The following is a 13,721-nucleotide window of genomic DNA, read 5'->3' as shown; positions in this document are numbered from 1 at the left end:
GAGAAAGTCCTTTTTATTTTACGATAGCTCTTAGATCATATGATTATTTCCGTAATAATCTGTGCGGGGTCTTTCTTATGAATGTGAGAATGAAAATGATCAACCTGATTTTGATATTCCGTTAATTTGTTCTCATCTTGGAGTATGGAAAGGATTTGCTCATACATATTTTCCGTTTTTAAATGAAAAACAAGACCAACTTCTTCCAACTGTTTAAGATTAATTTCTTCTTGACCTGGTAAAGCATCATAAATCAAAATGGGTTTCCTCTTAAATAGGCTTTCACTTATCGTCACTCCCCCAGGCTTTGTTAAAATCGCATCGATTTCATCGTACAGTCTATTCATTTTTTCTCTGCAGTTTATATATGGAAAAGGAATGATATCGTTTTTGTTTAAACACTTGAGTTTTTCATATAACTTTTTATTTTTGCCACATAATACATAAAATTGAATATGCTCACGTGACTTTCTTTCCTCTATCATATTTAATAGGTGCTCAAGTCCACCAATTCCTAGATTTCCTCCTGAAATAAGCACAGTCGATCTTGACTTTTTATCATATTTTGGTATCTGATTTATTTTCTTTATTTTATTGTGGATAGGTATTCCTGTAACAAAAATTTTCTCCTTATTAATTCCCCTTTTTTCTAAAAATGTCTTCACTTCATTTGAAGGTACAAAATGAAAGTCTATATGATCTAAGCCCCAGAAACGATGGATAAAATAATCGGTATATACATTAATAACAGGAATGTGAAATTCGATTTTATCTTTCAAGAAATTCATCATATAAGCAGGTAAAGCATGAGTACAAACAATAAGATCAGGTCGCTTTTCTATTAAAAGTTTTCTCATAAACGAAATAAATAATATCTCATACAATCGGTAACGTTTGTTTGTCTCAATCTTTTTGTAAACTGACATTCTATAGATGGCATTATAGATATTAGGAAAAGAATGGATCCATTTCAAATAAATATAGGAAATCACCTTCTCCATATTTCCATAACTAAAGCTTAGAATATCGACCTTATGACATTTTATAGCAGGGTCTATTTCTAATATTCCATCAATTAAAGCATTGGCTACCTGATGATGCCCGGAAGGTATTTGTAAAAAAGGAAGAAATAAAATGGACTTCGATTGTTTTTTCATGAAACACCTCTAATTTATACGTCAAAAAATGATTTCCATCAATTACTTGTAAAACTCGCCTCTATTTCCTGTATAATTCGTTAAGAAGGAGGCGTCATAATGATCCTATTATTAATTTCTATTTTAGCTATCTTATTTTATTATTTGATGAAAAGAGCTTATAAAAACACAAAAGAGGTCATCATCAATAAATTAACAATCGATACAGAAATGTCCAAAGAGGACCATCCAAAATTAAGAATTCTGCAGCTTTCTGATCTGCATTTAGAAAATATATCCATTTCTCCTAATGAACTTTATACAAAATTAAAAGAAGAGCACTTTGACTTAATTGCTCTAACTGGAGATTTTCTTGACCGCAAACGGACAATCCCTAAGCTTGTCCCTTACTTAGAAGTCCTCAACAAATTGAATGCAAAATATGGGATTTATGCGGTTTTAGGTAATCATGATTATGTACTGCGCCCTAAATATTTAAAAAAACTAATTGAAACACTTAAAATGTATGACTGTAAAGTCTTAATAAATGAAAATGACATAATCTCTGTTGATGGAACATGGGTTAATATCATTGGCATTGATGATTTTAGTACACATAGAAGCAATATTGAAGATTCCTATGAAGGAATCAAACCAGGAACAAATTTAGTCTTAACACATGACCCAAATATTGTTCTAAAAATGAAGCCCTACCATTTTGATTATTTGCTTTCCGGTCATTTTCACGGAGGACAAATTTGCTACCCTAAGGCCTTCCATCTTGTAAAAATGGGAAAACTGCCACGAATGAATATGATTAAAGGTTTGCATACGTATGATGGGAAACCATTCTATATCAATGAAGGTCTTGGTCAAACAGGAGTGAATATACGTGTAGGAAGCCGACCTGAAATTACAATCCATGAATTAACATTGTCAATTTCTGAAAACAAAGTAGTTCAAGCTATGTAAAAAAAAAGCTGTTAACTTTTTAACAGCTTTTTCTTTTTTAAGCCGGATAATTTAATTTTCCCTTATTTCCTGTACATATTTGATAACTTTTTAGTCGACATAAACAAATAACTTGGCTTATGATTTTTCAATATATGTGAAACAGAAACATTCCTTGAAGATAGAATCCCAATAGGCAAGAAAGCGATCTGTTTAAACCATCGATAGACAGGATGGGAAAGGTCAAAAACCTCAAAACCGAGTCTTTCACAACCTTTATTTAAAATCGTAATCCCAATAACCCCTTTAATCTTATTAGACTTAGGATGATTTTGAATATAAAGATCAATTTCAGGCATGGACCTTTGAACATAGTTATAAATGAGCTTCGCTTTTTTCAATTCACTCGTTAGACTTTTAAATTCTTTTAATAATCGAATGTTGTGCAGATGAATCTTAAGTAATAGATCATTTTTATTGATTTCTGTTCCATCCGAAAGAACAAAATTACGTCCTTTATATTTTGTCAATCTTACCCGAAAAATATTGCCTTCCTTAGCTGGAAAGGTCAACCGAGTAAAATGATAATATAAAGGATCCATCCAACTCCAAACAGAGATAATATAATCCCTCATACCTCTTGACTCCTTTATGTGTCCTTACTAGTTTATTTTTAATTAAACTAGTTCGATTTATTGAAGGGAAAATATGGAGTTATTCCTAAAAAAAGCGACAAGCAACTTCCCAGAAACTGGAAGTTGCTTGTCGCTTCATTTTTTAGCGTTCACTAATATCCTTATATTCATTTTCGACCATAATGCTCTTATAAGCAGGACGAATGATTTTATCTACGTTAATTAACTCTTCAAGACGATGTGCACTCCATCCTACAATTCTTGCGATCGCGAAAATTGGAGTATATAGCTCTACAGGAATATTTAACATGCTGTAAACTAAACCGCTGTAAAAATCAACGTTGGCACTAACGCCCTTATAGATGCGGCGTTTCTCACCAATCACTTCTGGAGCCAATTTTGCCACCATAGAGTATAGTCCAAAGTCACTATCGCGGTGTTTTTCAAGCGCTAATTTCTCAACAAATCCTTTGAAAACTTGTGCTCTTGGATCGGATATTGAATATACCGCATGACCCATACCATAGATTAATCCGCGTTTATCAAATACTTCCTTATTGAGCATTCTTGTTAAATAATTTTTAACCTCATCCTCATCATGAATATCCTTCACATTTTCTTTAATATCTTTCATCATTTCAACAACTTTGATATTGGCGCCACCGTGTTTTGGTCCTTTTAAGGATGATAGGGCGGCAGCAATGACTGAGTATGTATCTGAACCTGCTGAAGACACTACTCTAGTTGTGAAGGTTGAGTTATTTCCGCCACCGTGCTCCATATGTAACACTAAAGCAATATCCAATACGCGAGCTTCCAAATCAGTGAATTTCTTATCAGGTCTTAACATTCGCAGAATATTTTCCGCCATCGATAGATTTGGATCAGGTCTATGGATATAAAGACTGTCATCACATTCAAAATGACGATAAGCTTGGTACCCATAAACGGATAAAGCTGGGAACGTACTAATCAATTTTAAACATTGTCTTAATACATTATCTAAAGATAAGTCATCGACTTTTTTATCATATGATGATAACGTCAATACACTCTTTGTGAGCGAATTCATTATATCCTTGCTTGGAGCCTTCATAATGACGTCTCTTGTGAAATTTCTAGGAAGATGACTGCTTTCTATTAAGATTTGGGAGAATTCACGTAATTGCCCCTCTGTTGGAAGTGTTCCAAATAATAGTAAGTAAGTAATTTCTTCAAACCCATATCTGCGATGCGTCTCAAATCCCTTAACTAAATCATAAATATTATAGCCTCTATAAAAAAGCTGTCCTTCACATGGAACTAATTTCCCATCAATTTCCTCATTCGAGCGGATGTCCGAGATTTTTGTAAGACCAGCCAAAACACCTTTTCCGCTTTTATCTCTTAAACCCCTTTTTACACCGTAATCATCATATAACTGGCTTTCAATCGTACTATTCTCAGTCGTAATTTTGCTATACTTTTCTGTGTAATTTTCAATCGTTTCTCTTTTATTCATTTCATCTTCCTCCCCTAATATTCTTTTCTATCAAGATTTTCCTTATTGCTTCTATATAGATGGTTAGTACAAACTATACTTCTGTTTCTAAAGCTTCTTTAATATTGCTAACTATTTTTTTCACAAGATGATTCATCACTTGTATCTCTTCGTGAGAAAGACCCTTGTAAAGAGTATCAAAAAATTGATGACGCATGTCCATTGCTTCTTCGACAATCATTTGCGCCTTTGGTGCTAATTTCAAATGAACACTTCTTCGGTCATGTGTATCGAGCCTACCTATTATATATTCACTCTTAATCAATAAATCTATTGCTTTAGACACATGTGACTTGGTATAGGATTTAAGCTCGACAATATCTTTGGCTGTATCATGGGATTGATTGCGGTGTAAAAACAACAATATTTCGATTTCAATTTTCGTCACATGATACTTTTGTGAAATCGGTAGGAGCATCCTTTCATACAACTTTTTATATTGTTGACTGTTTAACAAGGTTTCTAAATTATTTTCCATCTCAGTAACCAACCTGAAAATTCTGTCTTTTTTGTACTGTTCTATAGTGAACTGTTCACTATAGAACTATTTTACACCAAAATTAAGTTTTATGCAAAAATTAGAAAGGGCTCTTGCCTTAGCAAGAGCCTCAACTTTTGGTTATATTAAATTCAAAGGTGTTTCTCCTTGTAACGCCTGTAATAGATTCGTAGCAGCCACATTAGCCATTTTCATTCTTGTAGCAATACTAGCACTACCGATATGGGGTAGTGTAACAAGATTGGGTAATGTTAACAGTGGATGACTACGTGGAACAGGTTCTTCTTCAAAGACATCTAATCCCGCAGCCCAAATTTCACCATTTTTTAATGCATCAAATAGATCCTTTTCGTTAACAATCCCACCTCGAGCGGTATTGATTAAAATCGCTGTATTCTTCATCAGTTTCAATTGATCGTATGAAATTAAATTCTTTGTTTCAGGCGTATAAGGCGTCATAACACAAACGAAATCTGATTCCTTCAATAAAGAATCGAAATCAACAAACTGTAATCCCAATCTATCTTCAGTCTCAAGTTTTCGATTTCGATTATGATATAACACTTTCATATCAAAGCCTTTTGCTCGTTTTGCAATGGCTTCTCCAATTCTGCCCATTCCGATAATCCCCAATGTTGCTCCATAGATATCTTGTCCTGTTAAACCAAGCGGGGACCAAGATTTCCATTCACCGCTCCGTAAAACTTCTGAAGCCTCTGGAATCCTTCTAGCTGTTGCCATTAAAAGTGCAAACGTTAAATCAGCTGTTGTTTCCGTCAGCACTCCAGGCGTGTTCGTTACCATAATTCCTTTACGTTTTGCTGCTTCTACATCAATATTGTTATAGCCCACAGCCATATTACTGACCACTTTTAAATTTTGAGCCTTTTCCAATAACCCCTCATCAATCGTTTCCGATATCATGCAGAACAGACCGTCTATATCAACGATTTTTTCTTCTAAAACATCACGCGGAATCGGTGTATCACTATACTCCCACATGGTAACTTCGCAAGCCCTTTCAATTTTGCTAATAATTTCATCTGGTAATTTTCGAGTAATCAAAACTTTAGGCTTCAATCGCAATCACCAACCCTTTCTACTCTTAGAGGAATGAACATCTTCTATCCCTCATATTTTAGTATGAAAAGTCTTCTTGTCCCAACTATTTAAAAAGTGAAATTAAAAAAGGATACCCAAATGATTACTTATCTATTAAACTAGTAATGATAACACTTACAAAAGGTGGTTAATTTGTATGAGTAATGGCCCAAATAATACGAGAGTGACCAAATACAAAAAACAAAAACGAGTGAAGAAAAATCTTTTCCAAATTTTAATCATTGGTATCCCACTGATTATCGTCGTTACAATTGCTGGTATTCTCATATCGAATATCTCACCAAAAGAAACAGTTGTGGGATCGGTTGAAGAAAAAGAAAAAAGTGAAATGGAGATAAAAGAAGGTCCTCAGGATGAAAATGTTGAAAATATACCTGAGATTAAAGAGGAGCCTAAGCCAGAACCAGTAAAGGAAACAAGTATTACAATCAGTGCTGCAGGTGATTTTACGATCGGAACAGATGAAGCCTTTGGCTATTCAGGGTCATTCGTTAATGAAGTAGATAAGAATGGCTTTCCCTACTTTGTAGAAGGCATAAAAGATATATTTCAAGCCGATGATTTAACAACAGTGAATTTAGAAACAACACTCACAACAGCCACACAAAAGGCACAGAAAAAGTTTAGATTTAAAGGAGATCCTTCTTACGCCCAAATTCTTCAATTAGGTGGAATCGAAGCCGTGAACTTAGCCAATAATCATATTCGTGATTATTTGGATAAAGGCTATACAGACACCATCAACACTCTGAAAAATCATAATATTGGATATTTTGGGTATGATCATCAATATATGACCACAGTGAAGGATATTAAAATTGGGGCCTTAGGATATGAAGGCTGGAATGACACTTCTGAAATACGTGACCAAGTTAAAAAGGATATTCAATCATTGCGTGATCAAGGGGCACAACTTATTCTTATCCATTATCATTGGGGAGTCGAACGACAATACGTACCGACTGAATCGCAAAAATCTTTAGCTCAATTCTCTATCGATGCTGGGGCTGATCTCATTCTTGGACACCACCCTCATGTCGTACAAGGAATTGAAGAATATAACGGAAAATTTATTGTATATAGTCTTGGAAACTTTATGTTTGGCGGAAACCGCAATCCTAGTGATAAAGACACATATGTATTCCAACAAACATTTCATTTTAAAAACGATGCTCTTACAGATGAAAAACAAATTAATGTAATTCCTTTCTCCATTTCTTCGGTGTCCAGTCGAAATAATTATCAGCCTGTTCCATTAACAGGCACCGAAGCTGATCGAGTCATGCAAAAAATTATCAGTTCATCTGACCAAATTAATGGGTCCAATTGGATCGTATATGATCAAAAGGAATAATGAGATGGCAGATCTGGCAGTTTGTAAGGCTAGATCTGCCTCTTTGTATTTATTCCATTATTTGATATGATTACATAGACACATATTAACCATGAACTGGGGATTCAAGAAAGGAACTTAAACAAAAATGAAATGCTTTTCAATTGATTTAGATGGTACGTTATTAAATTCAAAACATGAAATTTCAGAAGAGAATTTTCAAGTGTTACAAGAATTACAAGCTCAAGGACATAAAGTGATTATTAATACCGGACGAGCGATTGAAGATGTAATTAAATATGAAGAAATCCAAAAACTACAAACCCCGATTATAAGTATTAACGGAACAATTGTATATTCAGCAACAAGAGAAGCCCTCTATGAAGCTTCAGTTCCTATACATACCTACAAAGAATTACTTCCGATTTTACTAGATTTAGGATTATGGGTCATGGTTTATACAAACCAAGGTGGCTTTCCATGTCGAAACCCTGAAATTCAAGATAAAAGCCCTGAAGAAATACAACCTATTTTTGCAAACTATAATTATGACCAAATATTAGAAAAAGAAGATCTCAAGATTTACAAAGTCATGGCTGTGTCTCGTCCTGATGAATTAGAAAAAATTGATGCTGCTAAAAAGGCTATAGGTGGAAAACTAGAGTTATCCATGGCGTCATCACATCCGAACAATGTTGAATTCACTTCCGTTGAAGCGAATAAAGGAGCAGCATTAATTCGTTATCAGCAATTAGCGAATGAAGATTTTGAAGAGATTTTCGCATTCGGAGATGGCGGAAATGATGTTGAACAGTTTAAAGTTGCAACCACCTCTGTTGCAATGGAAAATGCCCCTTTCCACATTAAACAAGAAGCAGATGTAGTTACAAAGACAAATGATGAAAATGGTTTCTCCTATGCGGTCCGCCAGTTAATCAGTTATTAAATCTTTTAAAGCCGGTTTTCACAAATGAAAAACCGGCTTATTATTTGCTTTACCATATTACAGTTGGTTTACCATTCCATTTTCATCTTCCTTAAGAATGTCCTTGTTACGTCCTGGAACCCCTTCCCCATCTTGATATGGATCATGTTCAGGTGGGACCCCTGTTTCACCTGTTTCACCTTTTTCACCTTTTTCAATCTCATAATTGTCCTGTTGAATGAATGGACTCATATGATCTAGAATGATCTGGCTACCATTCATCAAAATTTGTTTCCCCTTATCAATCACCTCAATAGGCGTAAAACCTAAAAAGACAACCATTATCAATCCAATAACCAACAGTGGCATTACCATGCGAAAAACGGAACGTAGAATTGAAACAATAAACACAAGAGCCATTATGGTTAGAACAAGTCCTATCAACTGTTCATTAGAATCCGTTAACCCCGACATCCATTCGTTCATAAGGCACTTCCTTTTACTCAACATTTCTTCATTATCTTTATAAACGAATTAGTATGCTTTCAAACATTATTTCAGAAAAATCTTTTTGGATACCTTTTTAAAAAAGAAGGACTTACGATTTATTTTTTATACAAGTTTCCCTGCATTTTTAGTTTTAAAGTCACTATTAATGGCATTCTTGTTGTATAGTTAAGGTATATAGGGGCCTTAGGGGGAATTGAAATGGAGCATTATTATGTTAACGCATTCTTTAACCAATCTCCAACAGCCTATTCCTATCATAAAGTAGTCTTGGATGAATCGGGTATGCCATTTGACTATGAATGTTTAGGGTTAAATCATGCTTATGAAAAACTGTTGGATTTAAAGTCCTCAGATGTGTTAAATAAAAGATTTTATGAGGTTTTTCCGAAGGGATGGGAGGGAGAGTTTCAATGGAAAACGATTTTCAATCAAGCCATTTTAAAAGGCAGTACATCCCAATTCGATATGAATCACTACACGATTCAAAAATGGATTCGCGTCACGGTATACCCACTAGATCAAGATGTTTTTGCCTGTGAGTATCATGATGTCACAAAAGAGTACTTATTAGATAAGGAAATTCAAGGATTTTATCCGTAAATCCAGATATGCTTTGTGTGGCCAATACCGATTGGGAATTTGTTAAAGTGAATCATAAGTTTGAACAGATACTAGGCTACACGGCCGAGGAACTCGAAGGAAAAAGTTTTGTTACACTTGTCCATCAAGATGATTTATCGTCTTCGTTGAATGCGATGAGGGAATTAGAGGGACAAAAGTCTGTCAATCATTTTGTGAATAGGGTGTTATGCAGGGATGGCTCATATCGTTATTTAGAATGGAAATCCCAGCCTAACGGAAACTTCATTTATGCTTCTGCAAGGGACATCACTGAAAAATGTCTGAAGGAAATGAGCCTCATACAATTAACCGAAGAACTTCAACAGAAAAATGAAATATTAAAGACCTTAGCCGTTACAGACGAGTTAACTGGTATTTATAACCGACATTATATCGACAAAGTCATAAATCGTGAAATGAGCCATTCTGATAAAAATCACGAGCCACTGACGATGGTCCTATTAGATCTCGATCATTTTAAAATAGTCAATGACCAGTGGGGTCATCCTGTTGGCGATGAAGTACTTAAACACACCGCGAGACTAACAAAAGAGCTAATACGCAAATCTGATATAATCGCAAGATTTGGTGGTGAAGAGTTTGTGGTCCTTTTACCAAACACTACTTTACAAGGTGGATTAATTGTTTCAGAAAAGATTCGCAAAAAAATGGAAACAAGCTTTTTTTCTCCCGTTGGTACCGTAACAGCTAGTTTTGGGGTTTCAGAAAGAAAACAATTTGAATCCTTCCAAGATTGGTACAAACGAGCCGATGAAGCCTTATATTATGCAAAAAACAATGGACGTAACCGAGTGATTGCTTCTGAATTTGAAAATCATATCCCACTTATCCCTATTAACATACGTTGGAATAAGGAATGGGAATGTGGTCACAAAGGGATCGATCATCAACATCATGAATTAGTAAAACAAGGGGCACGACTTATCCAGCTATCGCTTGCAAAAGCAGATCAAAATCAAATCATAAATCAGATAGACATTGTTTTACACAGTATCATCGACCATTTTAAGGACGAAGAACAAATATTACTAGGTTTGGGCTATCCTGATGTTCAAAATCATGCCGCTATTCATCGCGAATTAGTGCAAAAAGCCCTTCAACTAAAAGATTCCTATAAAAATAAAAATAAAAATATCGAATCCGCTTCATTTTTTACTTTTATTGTAGAAGATATTATTATCGGACATATGCTTGAATCTGATACAGAATATTATCAGTATATTCGCTCTTAAACGATTAGGCTGTCTCATAAGTGATTTGTCTTCAACAAAAGACTTTGTCGGAAAGATCCTTTGAAATCATTGTCATGATTACTTTTGAGACAGCACTAAAACCATCATCTTTATTCCCTATTTGCCTTAATTTCCTCCATTCTTTTGAGTACTAATGGATAAAAATAATTCTTTGCACTTGCTGTTGAATTCCCACCAAAAAATCCAGTTCCAGGACAGGATTTCACATTATATTCTGGCGTGTTATCCAGGACCCTTTCCCCTGTTTTGTAATGCCACCAATGATGATACGTTATACTGTCAACAGATGGAGTTAACCCAAATTTTAAACACAGTAAGGCTGTAATATAGACAATCGTATCATGCTGTTCTTTTGTCATCACATCATGTCCAACATCAAAATTTCCTACATTTTCAATGGCAATTCCAACTGAGTTTGCTTTAGATCCAATAGAGCCTTCGGGAGCGGAATCAAATGGTCTTGAAATCGCTACCTTACCATCTGGGAATGTGGTAAGATTTTGTGCAATATTATTCCATCCCTGTTTACTTTTATGGAAATGCTCCATACTTTTCAACATTTTAATATGATTATTCCCATGAAAGTGTTTATAGGATGGTAAAAAGGTATGGTGTTCCTGAATAAGACTAATGTTTCGTTTAAATTGATGATTGAACAACCAATCCGCAAATTCTTCTTTCGTGAGCAAAATATGCTGTCCATCCATCATTAACTTTTTAGGTGGTATAAAAATGACTTGCCCAGCAATAAGTTTATCATTTGATAATGAGTTAGATTCTTTTATCAGTTCGACGGTCGAACGAAAGCGGCTAGCTAGTTCTTTAAGGGTATCGCCTGGCTCAATCTCGTAATAAATTGGTATCCTTAATTTCTGACCCACCAATAGTGCTTCAGACTGCAATCCATTTGAACGTATTAACTCTTCAACCGTCGTTTCATACTTCTTTGCTATCGCAGGAAGAGTATCCCCTTGCTTAACCACATAAAGATTACTGTCCATATTCTGAAATGCCGTTGCAGGAATTTCTGTTATGAATAATAAAATAATGCAGACAAAAACAACTACAAGATATTTTTTCATATCGATTCCCTTCATTTATATCACCTTTACTCTGTCAAACATGTGGAGAAGATGAGAGGTTTAAATACAAAATTAGGATTCAACACACCCATCTAAGGAATTCTTTAGTGTGGTCAAATGTAATCTTTGATTAGGACTCCCACTTGATGATTTTCAATCACGCAACTATCCAAATGAAAACTTTATGCAAAAAAACTCGATGAATCTTCATTCCGATCATTAAAGAATTACTCACACCAATCTATATAAACGATTTACCTTTAGTTTGTTGGAAAGGATAGAGAATATGCGTATACAAAAAGAACAAGGGCAGTTCTTTACTTACCAAAAAGAACCCCCTAGATGAACTAAATTTGTTTTTCAAATAAAAGAAATCGGTCATTGTATTTGGTCATTCGTTGAAGGAGTGCGATATTAATGATGAGGATGACAAATGAAATGATCAAAGTTAGTCCAGTGCCGACTAAAAATAAACCGCTTGCTTGCCCAACCAACAAGGCAATAACAGGAAGAACAATAACTCCACTAATATTCTGAGCTTCTTGATAGGTTTTAACTCGTGAAGAAATATAGATATTAAGTAGCACCGTCATAAATGAAACCATTGGAGATAAACAGAAAACGAGAGCTAGCCAGTTCGCTGACGGAAAAATCAAGCTTCCAAATAACGGATACCCCATTGAATTAATTAAGAGCCCACTCAAAATAAAACTTACGATTGACACAAGAAACGATGGAATAAAGGATGCAGCCACTTTACTAATAAACAGAGTCTTGATCGTGATTGGTGAAAAAAGTAAACTTTCTAGTGTTCTCCGTTCTTTTTCTCCAACGAAGCTATTTGCGGCAACTGTACTCGCGGTAATAATTGGGACCAATAAAAATAATGATGGCAATAAATAGTTAATAAACAAGTAAACAAATTGCTGCTCAAGCGATTCAAAGTTGATCCCGCCATTATTTAATTGGGTTACAAACGAATCGACTAAATGGCGAGCATCTGCTCCCGTTAATTTATCTAAATCAAAGAAAAGAGCACCGGCTAAAAGGGTCGCAGGAAGGATAATAGAAAAAAGAATCGGGATAATGATCAATGTGGCAAGTAAATTTTTACTGCGATAAATATCCATTAAATCCTTTTTAACAATGGCCTTAAAAATTCGACTATTCATTGATTTTCTCCCTCACTTTAAAATAAATGGATTCTAAATCATTGTTCATCATTTCAACCGCATAAACCTTATATTTTTTTAATAATTCCTGTAATAGAAATGGAATTCGATCCTTTGAGGGCAACGTAAAAATGACATGATTTTCCTCACCCTGTCTACACGGGAAACTTAAAAAATACGAGCTTTCTCTTGGAAGAAAATCGGTATAAACCTTTACGTTAATATCTTTTATATACTTCGATTCAAGCTCTTCTAACGAACCTTGTTCAACAATCGTTTGCTTTTCCATAAAAGCAAACGAATGACAAATATCCTCTAATTGATGCAATACATGAGAACAGATCATGATCGTTGTTCCATTTTCCTGATTATATTTTTTCAAGTAAGAGAGGACCATTTTAATTCCATCAGGGTCCAAACCATTTGTTGGTTCGTCTAAAAATAAAATTTGTGGTTCATGTATTAACGCTTTAGCAAGTGCAAGTCTTTTTTTCATTCCTGTACTATAGGTACTCACATTTTTATGTTTGTGACCCTGTAAATCAAACAATTTCAACAATTCATCGATTTTCTGCTTGTTCGTCACACCATATAACTCTGCAAAAAAGGCTAAGTTCTCTTCCCCGCTCATTTGCCCATATAAACCAGCACTTTCCGTCACGATTCCTGAAACCTTCAATATTTCATCACCCTCTGAAACAGGATTGTAGCCTAGAATCGAAATGGAGCCACTATCTGATTTCAATACTCCATTCAATATTCGAATAAACGTTGTTTTTCCCACTCCATTCGGTCCTAATAATCCAATAATCTCTCCTTGATTTACGTTAAAATTCACATTCTTTAAAACACTTTGGCTGTCGAACGCTTTTGAAACACCTGCTACTTCAATAATTGGACTCATGACATTCTCCCCCTCTT

14 protein-coding genes are annotated in these 13,721 nt (G+C 34.8%); 5 read left to right on the top strand and 9 right to left on the bottom strand.

All coding sequences use genetic code 11. The annotated features are described in order from the left end of the window. Positions 1 to 35: 35 nt before the first annotated feature. Positions 36 to 1,157: an MGDG synthase family glycosyltransferase gene (locus tag Q5760_RS07055; protein ID WP_428911494.1), complete on the bottom strand. Its 1,122-nt coding sequence runs from the start codon at positions 1,155 to 1,157 to the stop codon at positions 36 to 38. 99 nt (positions 1,158 to 1,256) lie between these two features. On the opposite strand from Q5760_RS07055, the gene Q5760_RS07050 reads away from it, so the two are divergent. Further along, entirely contained in the window at positions 1,257 to 2,108 is an 852-nt protein-coding gene (locus Q5760_RS07050) for a metallophosphoesterase (protein WP_428911493.1), read from the top strand. 62 nt (positions 2,109 to 2,170) lie between these two features. Here Q5760_RS07050 and Q5760_RS07045 read toward each other — a convergent pair whose 3' ends face one another. The 4 genes from Q5760_RS07045 to Q5760_RS07030 all read right to left on the bottom strand — a co-directional run bounded on the left by Q5760_RS07045 (position 2,171) and on the right by Q5760_RS07030 (position 5,841). Beyond that, entirely contained in the window at positions 2,171 to 2,722 is a 552-nt protein-coding gene (locus tag Q5760_RS07045) for a YkoP family protein (RefSeq protein WP_428911492.1), read from the bottom strand. Positions 2,723 to 2,864: 142 nt separating this feature from the next. Then, positions 2,865 to 4,223: a citrate/2-methylcitrate synthase gene (locus Q5760_RS07040; RefSeq protein WP_428911491.1), complete on the bottom strand. Its 1,359-nt coding sequence runs from the start codon at positions 4,221 to 4,223 to the stop codon at positions 2,865 to 2,867. A gap of 73 nt (positions 4,224 to 4,296) precedes the next feature. Then, positions 4,297 to 4,740, bottom strand: a complete 444-nt coding sequence (locus tag Q5760_RS07035) for a MarR family winged helix-turn-helix transcriptional regulator (protein ID WP_428911490.1) — start codon at positions 4,738 to 4,740, stop codon at positions 4,297 to 4,299. 141 nt (positions 4,741 to 4,881) lie between these two features. Beyond that, positions 4,882 to 5,841, bottom strand: coding sequence for a 2-hydroxyacid dehydrogenase (locus tag Q5760_RS07030; protein ID WP_428911489.1), 960 nt, complete (start codon positions 5,839 to 5,841; stop codon positions 4,882 to 4,884). 370 nt (positions 5,842 to 6,211) lie between these two features. Between Q5760_RS07030 and Q5760_RS07025 the strand changes: the two genes are divergently transcribed. Beyond that, a complete protein-coding gene (locus Q5760_RS07025) occupies positions 6,212 to 7,237 on the top strand; it encodes a CapA family protein (protein ID WP_428912516.1) in 1,026 nt (341 codons plus the stop codon). 127 nt (positions 7,238 to 7,364) lie between these two features. Further along, positions 7,365 to 8,162, top strand: coding sequence for a Cof-type HAD-IIB family hydrolase (locus tag Q5760_RS07020; RefSeq protein WP_428911488.1), 798 nt, complete (start codon positions 7,365 to 7,367; stop codon positions 8,160 to 8,162). 57 nt (positions 8,163 to 8,219) lie between these two features. Here the strand turns inward: Q5760_RS07020 and Q5760_RS07015 are convergent, their stop codons facing one another. Then, positions 8,220 to 8,627, bottom strand: coding sequence for a hypothetical protein (locus Q5760_RS07015; RefSeq protein WP_428911487.1), 408 nt, complete (start codon positions 8,625 to 8,627; stop codon positions 8,220 to 8,222). Between the two features lie 222 nt (positions 8,628 to 8,849). Here Q5760_RS07015 and Q5760_RS07010 point away from each other — a divergent pair, with 222 nt between their 5' ends. Further along, entirely contained in the window at positions 8,850 to 9,251 is a 402-nt protein-coding gene (locus tag Q5760_RS07010) for a hypothetical protein (protein ID WP_428911486.1), read from the top strand. An 8-nt stretch (positions 9,252 to 9,259) separates the two neighbouring features. Further along, entirely contained in the window at positions 9,260 to 10,525 is a 1,266-nt protein-coding gene (locus tag Q5760_RS07005) for a diguanylate cyclase (RefSeq protein WP_428911485.1), read from the top strand. A gap of 110 nt (positions 10,526 to 10,635) precedes the next feature. Here Q5760_RS07005 and Q5760_RS07000 read toward each other — a convergent pair whose 3' ends face one another. From Q5760_RS07000 to Q5760_RS06990, 3 genes are all read right to left on the bottom strand, one after another. Beyond that, on the bottom strand, positions 10,636 to 11,643 hold the full coding sequence (locus Q5760_RS07000) for a LysM peptidoglycan-binding domain-containing protein (RefSeq protein WP_428911484.1): 1,008 nt from the start codon (positions 11,641 to 11,643) through the stop codon (positions 10,636 to 10,638). 332 nt (positions 11,644 to 11,975) lie between these two features. After that, entirely contained in the window at positions 11,976 to 12,800 is an 825-nt protein-coding gene (locus Q5760_RS06995) for an ABC transporter permease subunit (protein ID WP_428911483.1), read from the bottom strand. Next, on the bottom strand, positions 12,793 to 13,704 hold the full coding sequence (locus tag Q5760_RS06990) for an ABC transporter ATP-binding protein (RefSeq protein ID WP_428911482.1): 912 nt from the start codon (positions 13,702 to 13,704) through the stop codon (positions 12,793 to 12,795). Before Q5760_RS06990 ends, Q5760_RS06995 begins: the two co-directional genes overlap by 8 nt. Positions 13,705 to 13,721 lie beyond the last annotated feature (17 nt).

It is taken from the genome of Niallia sp. Kr1, assembly GCF_050389805.1.
GTDB lineage: Bacteria > Bacillota > Bacilli > Bacillales > Cytobacillaceae > Bacillus_BD.
The sequence above is the reverse complement of the archived record's forward strand: the minus strand, read 5'-3'. Positions and strand labels throughout refer to the sequence as shown.